14 protein-coding genes are annotated in these 15,054 nt (G+C 71.9%); 3 read left to right on the forward strand and 11 right to left on the reverse strand.

Features of this window, described 5'->3' with window-relative positions; genetic code table 11:
• Positions 1-158 precede the first annotated feature (158 nt).
• Both BMZ92_RS19325 and BMZ92_RS19330 read right to left on the reverse strand, forming a co-directional pair.
• The gene (locus BMZ92_RS19325) at positions 159-3,389 is read right to left on the reverse strand and encodes a TIM-barrel domain-containing protein (RefSeq protein WP_091509515.1); all 3,231 of its coding nucleotides are present in this window, start codon (positions 3,387-3,389) and stop codon (positions 159-161) included.
• A 103-nt stretch (positions 3,390-3,492) separates the two neighbouring features.
• Entirely contained in the window at positions 3,493-4,377 is an 885-nt protein-coding gene (locus BMZ92_RS19330; RefSeq protein WP_091509517.1) for an alpha/beta hydrolase family protein, read from the reverse strand.
• A gap of 104 nt (positions 4,378-4,481) precedes the next feature.
• Between BMZ92_RS19330 and BMZ92_RS19335 the strand changes: the two genes are divergently transcribed.
• Positions 4,482-5,048 (forward strand): TetR/AcrR family transcriptional regulator, encoded by a 567-nt coding sequence (locus tag BMZ92_RS19335; RefSeq protein WP_091509858.1) that lies wholly within the window; start codon positions 4,482-4,484, stop codon positions 5,046-5,048.
• 35 nt (positions 5,049-5,083) lie between these two features.
• Here the strand turns inward: BMZ92_RS19335 and BMZ92_RS37440 are convergent, their stop codons facing one another.
• The 8 genes from BMZ92_RS37440 to BMZ92_RS19370 all read right to left on the reverse strand — a co-directional run bounded on the left by BMZ92_RS37440 (position 5,084) and on the right by BMZ92_RS19370 (position 11,709).
• A complete protein-coding gene (locus tag BMZ92_RS37440; RefSeq protein ID WP_177228774.1) occupies positions 5,084-5,227 on the reverse strand; it encodes a hypothetical protein in 144 nt (47 codons plus the stop codon).
• A gap of 213 nt (positions 5,228-5,440) precedes the next feature.
• Positions 5,441-6,628 carry an iron-containing alcohol dehydrogenase gene (locus tag BMZ92_RS19340; RefSeq protein WP_177228775.1) on the reverse strand — a complete coding sequence of 396 codons (1,188 nt, stop codon included), beginning with the start codon at positions 6,626-6,628 and terminating at the stop codon, positions 5,441-5,443.
• Between the two features lie 4 nt (positions 6,629-6,632).
• Positions 6,633-7,388: an SDR family NAD(P)-dependent oxidoreductase gene (locus BMZ92_RS19345; protein WP_091509521.1), complete on the reverse strand. Its 756-nt coding sequence runs from the start codon at positions 7,386-7,388 to the stop codon at positions 6,633-6,635.
• Positions 7,385-8,314: a 3,5-dioxohexanoate:acetyl-CoA acetone transferase gene (gene kce / locus BMZ92_RS19350; protein WP_091509523.1), complete on the reverse strand. Its 930-nt coding sequence runs from the start codon at positions 8,312-8,314 to the stop codon at positions 7,385-7,387. Before kce ends, BMZ92_RS19345 begins: the two co-directional genes overlap by 4 nt.
• Positions 8,314-9,177 (reverse strand): LLM class flavin-dependent oxidoreductase, encoded by an 864-nt coding sequence (locus BMZ92_RS19355; protein WP_091509526.1) that lies wholly within the window; start codon positions 9,175-9,177, stop codon positions 8,314-8,316. Before BMZ92_RS19355 ends, kce begins: the two co-directional genes overlap by 1 nt.
• The gene (locus BMZ92_RS19360; RefSeq protein ID WP_091509528.1) at positions 9,174-9,944 is read right to left on the reverse strand and encodes an HpcH/HpaI aldolase family protein; all 771 of its coding nucleotides are present in this window, start codon (positions 9,942-9,944) and stop codon (positions 9,174-9,176) included. Before BMZ92_RS19360 ends, BMZ92_RS19355 begins: the two co-directional genes overlap by 4 nt.
• Complete coding sequence (locus tag BMZ92_RS19365; RefSeq protein ID WP_091509530.1) at positions 9,941-10,807, reverse strand: cupin domain-containing protein; 867 nt, start codon at positions 10,805-10,807, stop codon at positions 9,941-9,943. Before BMZ92_RS19365 ends, BMZ92_RS19360 begins: the two co-directional genes overlap by 4 nt.
• 11 nt (positions 10,808-10,818) lie before the next feature.
• Entirely contained in the window at positions 10,819-11,709 is an 891-nt protein-coding gene (locus BMZ92_RS19370; protein ID WP_091509532.1) for a DUF6282 family protein, read from the reverse strand.
• A gap of 143 nt (positions 11,710-11,852) precedes the next feature.
• On the opposite strand from BMZ92_RS19370, the gene BMZ92_RS19375 reads away from it, so the two are divergent.
• Together BMZ92_RS19375 and BMZ92_RS19380 are read left to right on the forward strand one after the other, a co-directional pair.
• Positions 11,853-13,229: an MFS transporter gene (locus tag BMZ92_RS19375; RefSeq protein ID WP_091509860.1), complete on the forward strand. Its 1,377-nt coding sequence runs from the start codon at positions 11,853-11,855 to the stop codon at positions 13,227-13,229.
• The gene (locus BMZ92_RS19380) at positions 13,230-14,255 is read left to right on the forward strand and encodes a dihydroorotate dehydrogenase (protein WP_091509534.1); all 1,026 of its coding nucleotides are present in this window, start codon (positions 13,230-13,232) and stop codon (positions 14,253-14,255) included.
• On the opposite strand, the gene BMZ92_RS19385 is transcribed toward BMZ92_RS19380, so the two are convergent.
• The gene (locus tag BMZ92_RS19385) at positions 14,231-15,025 is read right to left on the reverse strand and encodes an IclR family transcriptional regulator (RefSeq protein WP_091509537.1); all 795 of its coding nucleotides are present in this window, start codon (positions 15,023-15,025) and stop codon (positions 14,231-14,233) included. The genes BMZ92_RS19380 and BMZ92_RS19385 overlap by 25 nt on opposite strands.
• Positions 15,026-15,054 lie beyond the last annotated feature (29 nt).

The following is a 15,054-nucleotide window of genomic DNA, read 5'->3' on the forward strand; positions in this document are numbered from 1 at the left end:
CCGATCAACATGCGCGGCTAGATGCCGGGGGCCCAGTCCGACCAGGCCACGAGGGCGACCGGAGCCGCACACCCTGCGGGGCTGTGATGGCAGGCCGCTCCCCGCATGCGCGGAGCCGCCCGTCCACCGGGGACGGGCGGCTCCGGCGTACCGGTTGCTCAGCCCAGCAGCTGCACCGTGAGCGGCCGGGCGGTCGGCTGGGCCGCCACCCGCGTGGTCACGGTCTTCGTCGCCGGGTCCCAGCTCCACGTGCCGCGCGCGGCCGGCACGCCGTTGACCAGCACCGCCGCCGGTGCGGTCGCGTTGGTGACGCGGACCGTCCAGCTGCGCTGCGCCGGACGACCCGGGTAGGTGCCGTGGGGCGCGTCGATCGACAGCGTGCCGAAGTGGGGCAGCTGGGTGTACCGGATGTCGGTCGTCGCGCTCTTCGGCTGGGCCGACGTGCCGTCGTCCTCGTACAGCGTGGTCGCCCCGTTGGCACCGGCCGCCACGGTGACCGTGACGTCGGTGAGCGGGTTCTTCACGTCCCCGCTGACGTCACCGGTCCGCGTCGTCACGATGCCGCCCGAGCGCAGGAACACCGGCATGGTGTCCCAGCCCGTCGTGACCTGGGCGGTCGTGCCGCCGTGGTAGGTCCGGCCGGTGAACCAGTCCGTCCACTCGCTGCCCGGCGGGAACCACACCGTCGTCGTCGCGGTGGCACCCGGGCTCGTCACCGGCGCGACCAGCACGTCGGGGCCGTACAGGTACTCGCCGCCGGCCTGCGCGTAGGCCTCCTGCTCACCCGGGTACTGCAGGTACAGCGGCCGCGTGATCGGCAGGCCCGTCACGGTGGCCTGCTGCGCCAGCGAGTAGGTGTAGGGCACCAGCTTTTCCCGCAGGTTCAGGAACTTCGTGGCCGACGCGTCGGCCTCCGGGCCGTACTGCCACGGCAGCCGGTCGCTGTGGTTGGAGTGCAGCCGGTCGATCGGCTGGAACGTGCCGAACTGCACCCACCGGGCGTACAGGTCGTCGGGCAGCTTCGTGCTACCGGGCTCGGTGCCCGGCTGCTGCAGGCCGTTCGTGTGCCCACCGATGTCGTGGCTCACCGACGGCAGCCCCGTCGCGGCGGACTCGCCCGGCGTGTACCCGACCTCGAACGCCAGCGTGGCCCAGTCGGAGGTCGTGTCACCGGTGAAGTGCAGCGTGGTGCGCTTGTCGGCCCACGGCCCCGTCGGCACCGGGGTCGGCGAGCCGTAGCCACCCGCCTGCAACGAGCCGTACGCGCGGGAGAACGCGAACCCGCGGCCCAGAGTCGCATCGGCGTTGTTGGCGTACTGCTGGTTGATCCACGAATCGCCGGTGACGCCCTGGAGGCTGGACACCGAGCCGTCGCAGCACCAGTCGAGCCACCAGAAGTCGTTGCCCTGCTGCTCGATCGGCCGGTGCAGGTCGAGGTAGGCGCGCAGCTGGTCGGGATCGCCGAAGTCGAACACGTAGCAGTCACCGCCACCGCCGCAGCCACCGGGCTGCAGCTTGCCCTTCGCCGTCGCCTGCGCCGCCGCGAACTGCGGGTCGGAGGCGAGGATGCTGGGGTGGATGTTCAGCGTCGTGTGCAGCCCCTGGTCGTGCGCCCAGGCGAAGAACGCCGTGGGATCGGGGATGCGCGTCGCGTCGATCTCCCAGCCGTTCCAGCGGTTGGGCGACTTGTAGTCGGTGTCGACGACGAGGACGTCCAGCGGCACCTTCTCGTCGCGGAAGCGCTGCACGATGTTCTGGAAGTCCGTGGCGGTGCGGTCGTAGTACTCGGAGTACCAGACGCCGTAGGCCCAGCGCGGCAGCAGCGTGGCCGGTCCCGTCAGCTTGGCCAGGTCGCCCAGCGCCTGTGCGTAGTCCTGCCCGTAGCCGAAGACATAGCCGTCCTGGTAAGGCTTTCCGCCGTGCGAGGGCCGCTGGGTGACCTTCTGCGTGCGGGGGTCGTACAGCGCCGACGCGGTGTCGTCGAGCAGCGACCAGCCGTCCTGGTACAGGATGCCGGGTGCGGTGGTCGTCGTGCCGTCCACGCCGTCGAGGCCGCGCCGGTAGCCGCCGAGCGCCGCGTGCGGCGCCAGCAGCGGGGACCGCGCCGGGGTGACCGCGGCGGTGTCGAGGTTGACGTGGCAGCTGGTGGCGTCGGGGCAGCCTAGCGTCACGGTGTTGGTGCCCGCCTTGAGCGTGACCGGGACGGCCACGGTGCGCCACGAGTTCCAGCTGCTCGTCGGGGCGAGCGTGACGGTGGTGGCCGCGGCGCCGCCCACGGCGACGGACATCGTGCGCGGCTGGGCCGGCTGCGAGCCCGTCGCGTTGGCGTAGCGCAGCTGCAGGTCGTACTTCCCGTTCGCGGGCACGCCGGTCACGGTGAGCGTGTCGGCCGCGCCGGCCTGCTCCAGCCCGGCGACGAAGCCGTGCGCGGAGTAGTCGTCGTGGTCGTTGGCCGTGCGGGCACCGCCGGTCAGCGCGCCCTGCTCGGCCTCGCACACCACGCCGAACGCACACGGCGTGGGCGCGGGCGGGGCGGGCTGCGGGTACGCGGCTCCCTGCGGGACAACGGCGAGGCTGTCGATGTTGACGTTGCCGGAGTCACCGGCGCCGCGCTCGACCGTCACCTCGTGCCGTCCGGCCGTCAGCGCCACGGACGTGGTGGCCAGCGCCCAGGTGTCCCAGTCGGCGGTCGGCGGCAGGGTCACGGTGTGCGCGTCCCCGCCGTCCACGCGCACCGTCAGCGTGCGGGTGGTGTGCTGCCCGTCGCCGCCGGTCGCGTTGGCGTAGCGCAGGTCGAGCTCGTAGTTGCCCGCGGTCTGGACCTCTGTGCGGAAGGTCAGCCGGTCACCGGTGTTCTGGAACCCCGCGGCGAAACCACGGCCGGTGTAGCCCCGGTGGTCGGTGGCGATGCCGGGCCCGGCCAGCTGCAGGTCCTCGGCCTCGCACAGCACGCCGACGGCACACGTCGGCGCCACCCGGTCGGCCCACGGGCGGGCGGTGACGGTCTGGGCACCCGTCCGCAGCTGCACGGTGAGGTTGTCGTCGGCGAAGGCGCCGGAGCCCAGCTTGTAGCGCAGCTTGACGGCGCTGGTCTCGATCGTCAGCCAGCCGTCGCTCGTCCTTGTGGTGTAAGGGGTCCGGCCGAAGTCCCGGCGGCCGACGGCGTTGAACGTGCCGGAGTCCACAAAGGCGGAGTCACCGGCGTACTCGGTGCGGATGAGCGTCGGGGACAGCACCTCGAACCGCGCCTGCCCCGCGACCACGGCCTGTCCCCCCGGCGACGGGACCGCCGTCGCCTCGGTGGCCGCCGCCGTCGTCCCGACCAGCCCGGCCACCGCGGCCAGCACCGTCACTACCCGTCTGCGGAAAACCCTTGCCCGCACCGCCATCGCGCCTCCTTGCCCGATCACTCGCGGGGAAACGTACCTCCGCGGGTAACTGAACCGAGCAAGATCGCGCAAAGCTGTCCGGTGTTCTGTCCGGTCCCCGGCTTTACTTCGACTCGAGTCGTCCGAACGGATTCACCTTGTCCGCCAACGCCTCCCAGCCGCTGTGGTCGATGTCCAGCGCGTGGCGGAGGTAGGCGAGGGTGGCGCGCTGGACCAGTGCGACCCGCGCCGGGTCCTCGTCCGTCGTCTCCCTGACCCCGTAGCCGGAGATCCCGCCGAGGAAGTGCTCCGCGCCGGACAGCGTGAGCAGGCTCTTGGGGCCGGGGCTCAGGTGGTAGGGGTCGGTCGTCCAGTCCGGACCGAGGACGGTGAGCGGCAGGTCGTCCTTGTCGCCCGCCACCACCAGCGCGGGCCGCGTCAGCTGCGTGAAGTCGACGTGCCGCAGCCACGGCAGGTTCTCGGCGGCGAACGGGGTCAGCGCGTCGCCGCCGCGCCCGGCCGTGGCCAGCAGGACGCCGGCCTTGACCCGCGGGTCGGACAGGTCCTCCGCCTCCCCCGTCTCCGGATCCCCGACCCGCAGGCCGAGCAGGATACCCGCGGTCTGCCCGCCGAACGAGTGCCCGGCGACGGCGATGCGGCTCCGGTCGAGCCGCCCCGGCAGGCCGGGCACGGCGGCCGCGAGGTCGTCGAGCCGGTCGAGGACGCGCTTGTCGTCCTCCACGCGGTAGCGCCAGAACCTTGGGGCGCGGGGATCGTCCGGTGGGATGCCGAGCGTGGTGGAGTCGAGGTGGGTGGGCTGGATGACGACGAAGCCGTGGGCCGCCCAGTAGTCCGCGAGCGGCGCGTAGCCCTCCAGGGAGGACCCGAAGCCGTGCGAGAAGACGACCACCGGCAGGTCTTCCCCGGTCAGCGGCGCGGAGATCCGCACTTCGAGGTCGTGGCCGCGGCCCGGAGCGGGCAGCACGACGGGCTTCACGGAAACGATCATGGTTGTCCTTCCCCAGCGGGACTGGCAGGATGAGAGAAACGGGACAGTGTCCCGTTTGACGATACGGGACACTGTCCCGGTTAGCAACGAGGGTGGTGGACGTCATGACGCGCAGCGGGGAACGGCCCAAACGGGCGGACGCACTGCGCAACCAGGCCGCGCTGCTCGACGCGGCGGCCGCGGTCTTCGTGGAATCGGGCGTGGAAGCGCCGATCCGCGACATCGCGGCGAAGGCCGGCGTCGGCACGGCCACGATCTACCGCCACTTCCCGACGCGGGCGGACCTCATCGTGGCCGTGTACCGGCACCAGGTCGAGTCACTCGCCGAGGAGGGGCCGGCGCTGCTCGCGGCCGCCCCCGGCCCGTACGCCGCGCTGCGGAACTGGATCGACCACTTCGTGGATTTCGTGGTGACCAAACAGGGTCTCGCGACGGTGCTGCAGTCCGACGACCCGTGCTACGACCCGCTGCACTCGTACTTCCTGGACCGGCTGCTGCCGGTGTGCAAGCGCTTGCTCGAGGCCGCGGTGGCCGCGGGAGAGATCGTCGAGGGGCAGGACGCGCACGAACTGCTGCGCGGCGTGGCGAGCCTTTGTGCAGGGGCGGGCGGCAATTCCCGCTTCGACGCCCGCCGCATGGTCCGGTTGTTGATCGCGGGGCTGCGCCGGTAGCTCACCCGCCACCGGTCGGACAACCCGTGCAGCGCTCATCGCCAGCGGACCCGCGCCCGGATCGCCAGCGTCGCCTGCTGCAGCCACTCCCCCGCCTCCGGCACGGTCGCGCTGACCGGCGCGTCCGTCGCGACGAGCAGTTTCTCGCCACGGAGTTCCCCGCCGTCGAGCGTGAGCACGTAGTCCGCGCCCTCGCGTCCAGCCCGGCGACTACCGCAACCTCGGGCTGTGGCAGGCGGAAGGACCTTCGTGGAAGGCGGGGGCCACCACGGCAGCCAGCGACCGCCTCAGGCCCGCAGGCTTTCCGCCGCCGGTCACTGTCATCGACCCGGCACCGCCCGCAGCCGCGGTCGCCGATGCGATGGCAGGCGGGCCCGCGCTGACGACGGGACCTACGCCCCGGCGTGCGCGCGGCCGAGGACGTCGAGCAGGAGTTCCCGGGACGGTTCGACCGGGGCGATCGCCAGCAACCGCGCGGATCGCAGTGCCAGGTCGGCGATCCGCGGCAGCTGGTCGCGGCCGAGGCCGACCTCGGCGAGCGTGGCGGGCACGCCGATCGCGCGGTTGATCCCGGCCACGTGCGCGACCGTCCGTTCCGCCGACTCCCCCGCCGCCGGGTCCAGCGCGGCACCGAACCGGGCGATCCGCAGGGCGACAACAGGATCCGCACGCAGTGTGTCGAGGACGTATGGCAGCAGCAGTCCCGTGCCGAGCCCGTGCGGGGTCTTGGTCAGCGCGCCGATCGGGTACTGGAGCGCGTGGCACAGGTGTGTTCCGGTGGAGCCGAACGCGATCCCGCCCAGCAACGCCCCCAGCGCCACCTCGCTCCTCGCCCGCCGGTCGCCGGGGTCCCGCACGGCGACCGGCAGCCACGGCCCCAGCTTTTCCGCGGCCCGCAACGAGATCGGCTCGGTGAGCGCGTTGCGCCCCGTGAACACCGGCAGCGCCGCGGCCCACTCCGTATCGAGCGGCCGCGCGGTGTAGGACTCGGCCGCGTGCACGAGCGCGTCGATGCCGGAGAACGCGGTCACCTGGCGCGGGGCGGCCAGGGTGAACTCCGGGTCCACGACCGCGGCGGCCGGGACCAGGAACGGGCTGGAGATCCCCACCTTGAGCTCGCGGTCCGGATCGGACACGACGGCCACCGGCGTCACCTCCGAGCCGGTGCCCGCCGTGGTCGGTACCGCCACCAGCGGCAGGACCGCGCCCGGCACGAGGTTTTCGCCGTAGTACCGGCTCAGCGGCCCGTCGTGGACGGCGAGCAGTGCGATCAGCTTCGCCGCGTCGAGCGCGCTGCCCCCGCCGATCGCGAGCACGACCTCCGCCGCGTGCTCCCGCGCCGCCGACGCACCCTCGTCCAGCGTGCCCAGCGGCAGCTCCGGGGTGACGCCGGACCACTTCCGCACCTCGCACCCGTGCCGCGTCAGGGCCCCGGTGAGCTCAGCCAGCAGCGGCGTGCCTTCGAGGAACGGGTCGACGACCGCGAGCACCCGTTTGCCGTGCGCCGCCACGATCTCCGGCAGCTGGGCCCGTGCGCCGTAACCGAAGTGCACCCGGGCCGGCAGCCGGAGAGTCCCCACGTCTTCAGGCAAGGAAGCCCCCGTCGACCGGCAGGATGACGCCGCTGAGGTGGCTCGCGCGGTCGCTGAGCAGGAACGCCGCCACCGCACCGACCTCCGCGCCCGTGCCCGCCTTGCGCAGTGGCGTGGCGGCGATCCGCGCCTCCACCCCGCCCGGGATCGCCTGGCGCAGCTGGTCGAGCATCGCGGTCTCGGTCGGCCCGGGAGCCAGCACGTTCACGCGGATGCCGAGCGGTCCGAAGTCGTGTGCCGCGGTGCGCGTCAACCCGATGACCGCGTGCTTGGTGGCCTGGTAGGCGCCGCTGCCCGAACTGCCGCGCAGGCCGCCGATGCTGCTCACGTTGACGATCGACCCCGCGCCGAGCGGCTCCATCACCCGCACCTCCTCGCGGAGGCACAGCCACGTGCCCTTGACGTTCACCGCCATGATGCGGTCGAAGTCCTCCTCGGACACCTTGTCGAGGCGCCCGGCCCCGCCCATGGCCGCGTTGTTGAACGCGCCGTCGAGCCGCCCGAACCGCTCCACGGTGGCGTCGACGAACGCGGTCACGCTGTCCGCGGAGGCGATGTCGCCGACCGTGTAGGCCACGTCGTGCCCGGCGTCGGTGAGTTCCTTGGTGAGCGCGGCCAACGGTTCCTCGCTGCGGGCCACGAGCATCACCTTCGCGCCATCCTGGGCGAACACCCGGGCGGCATCGGCACCGATCCCCGCGCTGGCCCCGACGACGAGGACGACCTTGCCTGCCAGTGGCGCGCTCATGCGCTCTCCTTGTCGTTGCCGCGCAGCGCGAGCATCGCGCGCGCTTCCGCGGGGGTGGCGATCTCCTTGCCGAGGTCCTCGACCACGCCCCGGATCTTCCTCACCTGCTGGGCGTTGCTCTCCGCCAGCTTGCCCCTGCCGATCCACAGGCTGTCCTCCAGCCCCACCCGCACGTGCCCGCCGAGCCACGCGCTGTGGGTGCCGAACTGGAGCTGGTCGCGCCCGGCGGCGAACGCCGAGAACGAGTAGTCGTCACCGAAGAGCTTGTCGGCGATGCGCACCATGTGCTCCAGGTTCGCGTGGTCGGCGCCGATGCCGCCGAGGACGCCGAACACGCCCTGGATCAGCAGCGGCGGCTTCGCGAGTCCTTTTCGGACGAAGTAGTCGAGCGTGTACAGGTGGCCGATGTCGTAGCACTCGTACTCGAACCGCGTGCCCGCTTCGCCGAGCGTGCGCAGGGTCCGTTCGATCGAGTCGAAGGTGTTGACGAACGGGTGCGAGTACGTGTTGAGCACGTAGGGTTTTTCCCAGTCGTGCTTCCACTCGGTCACCTTGTCGGCGATGCCCGAGTAGACGAAGTTCATCGAGCCCATGTTCAGCGACGCGAGTTCCGGCCGCAGCCGCAGCGCGGCGGCGAGCCGCTGTTCCATCGTCATCGATGTCGCGCCGCCGGTGGTGATGTTGATGACCGCGTCGGTCTCGGCGGTGATGCGCCCGACGATCTTCTCGAACACCTCCGGGTCGGCGGTGGGACGGCCATCGGGCTCGCGGGCGTGCAGGTGCACGACGGCGGAACCGGCCGCGATCGCCCCGAGTGCGGCCTCGGCGACCTCGTCCGCCGAAAGCGGCAGGTAGGGGCTCTGGGACGGGACGTTGACCGATCCCGTGACGGCGGTCGTGATGATGACCTTTTCGGCTGCGCGCATCAGTTCTCCAACTCGGTGAGGGCGCGGTAGGCGTCGAGCTTGGCGTCGTCGAGCGGGCCGACCAGGCTCAGTGCGACCTGCGTGGCGCCCGCGTCGTACTGCCTCCGGACGGCTTCGCGCACCTGCTCGGGGGTGCCATAGGCGACGAGGGCGTCGACGAGGCGGTCGGACCCCGGCGGGGCGAGGTCGGCCTCGGTGAACCCGAGCCGCGCCAGCTTGGCGAGCTGGTGCGGCAACGTCAGGTAGTAGGCGAGCCGCTTGCGGGCGACCTCGCGGGCGGCCGCCCGGTCGCGGCCGACCACCGCCCACTGCACGACGGACAGGAACAGCTCGCTCCCGATCGTCTCGCGCGCCCAGCGGGTGTGCTCTGGTGTGACCAGGAACGTGATCAACCCGTCGGCGCGCTCGGCGGCGAGCCGCGTGATCCCGGACGAGTACGCCCCGAGCACGCGCGGCACGTCGCTGCTCTTGCCACCGCGGCGTTCGAGGGTCGCGTCGATCTCGTCGAGGTAGTTCCGCAGGAACGGCAACGGGCCCATGCCGCGCTCGCGGGCCGCGCCGCTGGCGCCCAAGCCCAGCACGTAGCGCCCGGGATAGCCGGCGGCGAGGTCCCGTGCCGCGGACGCGGCCGACTTCGGCACGCGTTCGAGCGCGCGGGCCACGCCGTTGCCGACCACGAGCCGTCCGGTCGAGGCGAGCACGAGTGCCGCCGTGGTGAAAGCCTCCCGGCCGGCGACCTCGGGGATCCACACCATGCGGTGCCCGCTGTCCTCCAGGAAACGGACGAAGCGCACGACGCCGTCGTGGTCGAGCTCGTCCAGCTCGGCCACCGACAACGCCGTGCGGGGCAGGGAAAGCGTCATCCCACCGCTTCCCGGAACGCCGACACCAGCCGGCTCGCCGCCTCGGCGAGCATCGTGGTGTCGTTGCTGAGCAGGACGAAGTCGCAGCCGTCGCGCACCGCCTGCGCGGCCCGCGCCGGCGCACCGCCGAACGCCAGCCCGCACCGTTTCCCGGCGGCGTGGGCGGCGTCGATCGCCGAAGCGACCAGCTCGAGCACCTCCGGTGCCGCGGGCGTGGTGCCCATCGACATCGACAGGTCCGCCGCGCCGACGAACACGGCGTCCACGGTGTCCAGCGCCAGCATCTCGGGCGCGGCCTTGATCGCCTCGACGCTTTCCAGCTGCGCGATGCACAGCACGTCGTCGTTGCCGGTGGCGAGGTACTCGGCGGTCGGGCGCAGTCCCCACGCCCCAGCGCGGCTCGTGCCGCCCGCGCCGCGGATGCCGTGGGGTGGGAACCGGCACGCCTGCCCGACGGCCTCGGCCTGCTCGACGGTGTCCACGTGGGGCACGAGGATGCCCATCGCCCCCGCGTCCAGGATCTTCTGGATGGTCGACGGCGTCTTGTCCGGCACCCGCACCAGGGGCACGACACCGAGCGCGGCGGCGGAGTTGATCAGCCGGTACGCGGTCTGCAGGTCGAGCGGTGCGTGCTCCAGGTCGATCACGACGAAGTCGAACCCCGCGTACGCCATGATCTCCGCCGGCTCGGTCGAGGCGATCTTGAGCCACGTGCCGACCGGGGTGTGCTCGCGGGTGAACAGCCCGCCGCCCGTGCGCGTGCTCATGGCATCGGGTATTCGTCGGCGTTGAGCACCCAGCCGGGTTTCTCGGAGAAGTCCGTGCGGGGCGGGCTGAAGATGTCGATCAGCTGGTTCACGCCGGGGTCGCTCGCCTCGGAGGTGTGCACGGTGGGCGGCGGGATGATCGTGACGGACGGGCTGCCGATGCGCACGTGCTCGTCCTCGCGCCACGTCGTGCTGTCGGTGAGCCAGGGCGTGCGGATGTGGTGGACGTACTCCCCTTGCACCGCGAGGGAAAGCTGCTCGAAGTCGTCGTGGTGGTGCGGCGAGAGCTTGCGCGGGTCGCGCGGGCCGTGCTGCTCGGGCAGGAAGTTCACCATGAACGAGCGGGTGCGGAAGATGCGGCCGAAGCGGCCGGGTTCGTCCGGCACCTGGGACAGCGGGTAGAACCGCACGCGCGGTTTCCCGGCGGGTTCCGGCCACCGCCGCAGCAGCGCGACGCGGGGGTGGTCCTGCGCGTAGGCGTCGGCGTTGGCGGGGCGGTCCCGCCAGGCGGGTTCAGTCGCCTCGACGAGGCGGACGAGCGGCCCGTCGCCCCGCACGCTGATCCGGGAGGCGCCGGGCGGCACCACGACGAGGCCCGGTTCGTCGACGTTGGTCGCGCCGTCCTCGGTGACGACGGTGAAGGCGGGCGAAGCGCCGGTGACGATGATCGCGAGTTCGCCCTCCAGCGTGCCGTTGTCCAGGTCGTCCCCGGCGCGGGCCTCGGTGTGCACCAGAATCACGTTCTGCGCCCGCACGACGGGGTTCTCCCGCAGGTCGAAGTACTGCGGCGCCGCGATGGCGTCCCCGGTGTCAGGCCGCGCCGCCGTCGCCAGCGACGAGCGTGGATCGTCCTTTTCGTACACGGTGGGTCCTTTCAGGCGTCCAGGTTCAGCAGGTAGCTGGGGTTGTCGCGGACCATGCGGCGGAGGTCCTTCTCCGGGACGCCGAGGTCGAGCAGCGCCTCGCCGACCCGCAGCCACGCGTCCACCGGCTTGGGGTTGGCCTTCTGCCCGAAGTCCGACGCCAGCACGATGTGCTCGGGGCCCAGCTGCTCGATCCAGTTCGCCAGCTGCTTCGGGTCCCACTTCTGCGTACCCTCCGGGTCGTACATGCCGACCTCGTGCTCGACGAACGCGCCGAGTTCGATCAGCTCGCGGCACAGCGCCGGGTCGGCGCCGATGACGAAGTCCGGGTGGCTCACGACCATCCGCTTGATGCCGCGTTCCTTCGCCTCCTGGAACAGCGTGCGGATGTACTCCGGGTACATGTGCCCGCCGTTGACGACGGCCCCCTGCTCCTTGATCTCGTCGAGGATCTCGCCCGCCTCCGGCTTCAGCGCGCCGCTGGAGTCGACGATGTCGATGCGCTCCAGCGTCAGCGGCACCGTCGTGGTCGGGAACGCGCCGTCCTCGGGGTGGCAGTCGATGTGCCTGCCCGAGGAGATCGTCGGGAACCACACGACCTTGCCGCCCATCCGCAGGCACATGCGCACGGCGTGCACGTTGAGCCCGCCGACGGTGCTGTTGAGCGCGATCCCGCCGAACACGGTGGCGGCGACGTCCGCCAGCCGCCCCTTCATCGCGAGGACGTCCATCTGCGTGTTGTGGTGGTGGGATTTCGCGACCATGGCGCGCATGCCGATCCTGGCGCCGTCCTGCGCGGCCTCGACGTGGTCGAAGCGCCGGGGGAACGGGCTGGGGCCGGAGTGGACGTGCATGTCGACCAGACCGTCCAGGACGGCGGCGATGGCGGGACGCTGGCTCATGAGGGCTCGCCTTCGTTCGTATTGTGAATTCAAAGTTCACTATAAGACCACGTGTCAACCCTCCCTTCGCTCTTGTGCTGCTTCGTTTGCCTGTTTACGGTATGGGCTGTTCACTTCGCGAACTGGAAGTTCGGAGGACGATGATGTCCACACCGCCCGAAGCCGCGGAACCCCCTGCGGCCCTGGACGCTCCCCGTGCCGGCACCCCGCACGGCCCCGACCCCGCCAAGGTGCGTGCCGCGGTCCGCGGCGGCACGCTCGCCTACTTCGTCGACCAGTTCGACATCTACCTGCCGATCGTGGTGCTGGCGCCCGCCACGATGTACTTCCAGGCGGCCAACCTGAGCGCGGCCACGACGGCGCTGCTGTCGTCGCTGGTGTTCGCCTCGACGCTGATCGGCCGCCCGCTCGGCGCCGTGATCTTCGGCCACTTCGCCGACACGGTCGGCCGCAAGCGCACGACGCTCGTCGCGGTCGGCGGCTTCGGCACGATCACGCTCCTGACCGCGTGCCTGCCCGGCCACGAGACGATCGGCATGTGGTCGGTCGGGGTGCTGATCGCCCTGCGTTTCCTCGACGGGATCTTCCTCGGCGGCGAGTACACGACCGCGGTCCCGCTGGCGATGGAGTGGAGCCCGAAGCACAAACGCGGCCTCTACGCCTCGATCATCACCTCGACCTCGCCCGCGGCCTACGCCGTGATCGCCGCGATCACGCTGCTGCTGCTCCAGCTGCTGCCCTCCGCCGGCCTGCACAGCGCGTACGTGCAGTGGGGCTGGCGCATCCCGTTCATCGTCGGGGCGCTGCTCGCGGCGGTGCTGTTCCGCTACTACCTCACGCAGGTGCACGAGCCGCCCGCGGAACTGACCGGCGAGAAGCACAAGCTGCCGTTCGTCCGGCTGCTCGTGCGCTACCCGAAGGCGCTGGCCCAGGTGTTCGTGCTGATGACCGGCACGTGGCTGGCGACCAACATGGAGGCCGCCGTGACGCCCGCGCAGCTCAAGGCGCACCTGGAGCTGTCGAGCAAGCAGATCACGCTGATCATGCTCGTGATCAACGCGTCCGCCGCGCTGTCCTACCCGCTGTTCGGGATGCTGTCCCAGCGCATCGGGCGGCGCCGGTTCTACATCGGCTACGGGCTGTCGGTCTCGGTGCTCGGCGCCGGGGCCTACACGCTGCTGATGGTGTCCCACAGCGGTTTCGGCGCGGCGCTGGGCTGGGCGGTGCTGATCGGCGTGTTCACCGTCGGCACGTTCGGCCCGATCGCGGCCTACCTGACGGAGCGGTTCCCGGCGAGCATCCGGTCCACCGGCTACGGTGTCGGCTACAGCCTCGCGCTCATCGCACCGGCGTTCTACCAGTTCTACCTGCAGCAGCTCGACGGCCTGATGGCCCCGCACCTCGCCCCCGCCGTGCTGATCGTGCTCGCCGGGCTGCTCATCAGCCTCGGTGGTTTCCTCGGCCCGGAGACGAAGGACGTGGACATGGCCGACGACCGCACGATCCCGGCACTGTCCTGAGTGGACGTCGCGGGACTGGTCACCGCCAACCCGGTCTGGGTCGGATCCTCCGAACTGACCATGACCCCGGCCGGGTTGGCCGCCTGCGTGGACGCGGGCGCGGGAGCCGTCGTGGCGAAGTCGGTGAACGAAAGCGACGCCGCCCGGCGGCAGCTGGACATCGCCGACTACGCCTTCATCTCCGGTGATCGTGAAGTGCGCCCGGCAGGCGAGGCCCGCCGGGAAGACGGGCTGCTCAACCGCTCCGGGCTCGCGCAAGTAGACCTAGACGACTGGCTGGAGGTCCTCGCGGCCGCCGCCGGGCACGGGGCGACGCGGGGCTGCCCCGTGCTCGGCAGCATCACCCTCGGCGATCCGGCCGCGGCGGCCCGCATCGCGCACGCGATGGCCGCGGCCGTGCCCGCCGTCGAACTCAACATCGGCGCACCACACGGCCGCGAGGCCCGCGCCGTGCGGCAGCTGACCGAAGTGGACGCGGTGCGCGAAGCGGTGCGGATCGTCCGGTCCTCTGTGGACATCCCGCTCCTCGTGAAGCTGCCCGGCCAGGCCTCGGATGTCGTCGCACTCGCCCGTGCCGCCCGCTCGGCCGGGGCGGACGGCATAGGGCTCGTCGGGCGGTACCCGGGCTTCCTGCCCGACCTCGACGGCGGCGCGGTGCTCGGGTCCTGGGGCGCCTGGGGTTCACCGGCGTGCCTGCCGATGAGCCTGTACTGGGTCGGCAAAACCCGGCAGGCGCTGGGCGCCGACGTGCCGCTGGTCGGGACCAATGGCGCGCGTACCGCCGCCGACGTGCTGCGGTTCCTCGCCGCCGGGGCCCGTGCTGTCGAGGTGGTCACCGCGTTGTGGATCGACGGGCCCGGCGTGGTCGCGGAACTGGTCGCCGGGGTCGAGGCGTACCTGGCCACCCGCGAGGGAGGCCTGGACGCGTTCGTCGGCAGTGCGCTCGCCGGAACACGGGACTACGCCGACATCCCGCCGCGGCCCTCCCCCGCCTGGCTGCCCTACCTGGGTTCGTCCGGCCAGTAACGCCCGCCGAGTTCGGCGGTCAGCTCCCGCGCGGTGTCCACGACCACCCGCAGCTCGGGCGCGTCGTCCGACATGGACAGTGTGTTGTCCGGGCCCACGATCGCGATCGTGGCGCAGATGCCGGACTCGTCGAACACGGGCGCGGCCACCGCCACGACGCCGGGCGTGCTCATCGCGGAACAGTGGCCCACCTCGCGGACCCGCTCGACCTCGGCCCGCAGCTCGTCGCGCGCCGTGCCGGACAGGTTCGCCATCAGCCGTTCCATCGACAGCTGGTCGGCGTGGTAGGCGAGGAAGACCTTGCTCTGCGCCGTGTCCAGCGGCAGGTGGCTGCCGACCCGCACCGACACCACGACGATCGTCGACGGGTTCTCCTCCACCCGCGACACCACCGGGCCCGTCAGGCCCCACAGGCTCAGCACCACGCTCGTCTGCGTCGCGCGGGAAAGCGCGCGCATGTGCCGTGGCGCCAGGTTGACGACCCGGCGGTGCCCGATCGCGAACGCGCCCAGCTGCAGCAGCAGCCCGCCGGGCACGTAGGCGCCGTCGGCGCTGCGTTCCAGCAGGCCGGCGGCGACCAGCGACGTGCAGTACCGGTACGCGGTGGTGCGGTTGAGCCCCAGCCGCTCGGCGACCTGGGCCGGCGTCACCTCGGGGGTGGCCGGCTCGAACAGCGACAGGATCTGGCTGACCCGGCTCACCGCCTGGATGTCGGCCTGGTCGCCGCGGTCGGCACGGCCGGCGTCCGCCGACCGCGTCGATTTGGTCACGGGCCCCTCCGCCGAACGGTGATCGAAAG

Source organism: Amycolatopsis sacchari (assembly GCF_900114035.1).
Lineage (GTDB): Bacteria > Actinomycetota > Actinomycetes > Mycobacteriales > Pseudonocardiaceae > Amycolatopsis_E > Amycolatopsis_E sacchari.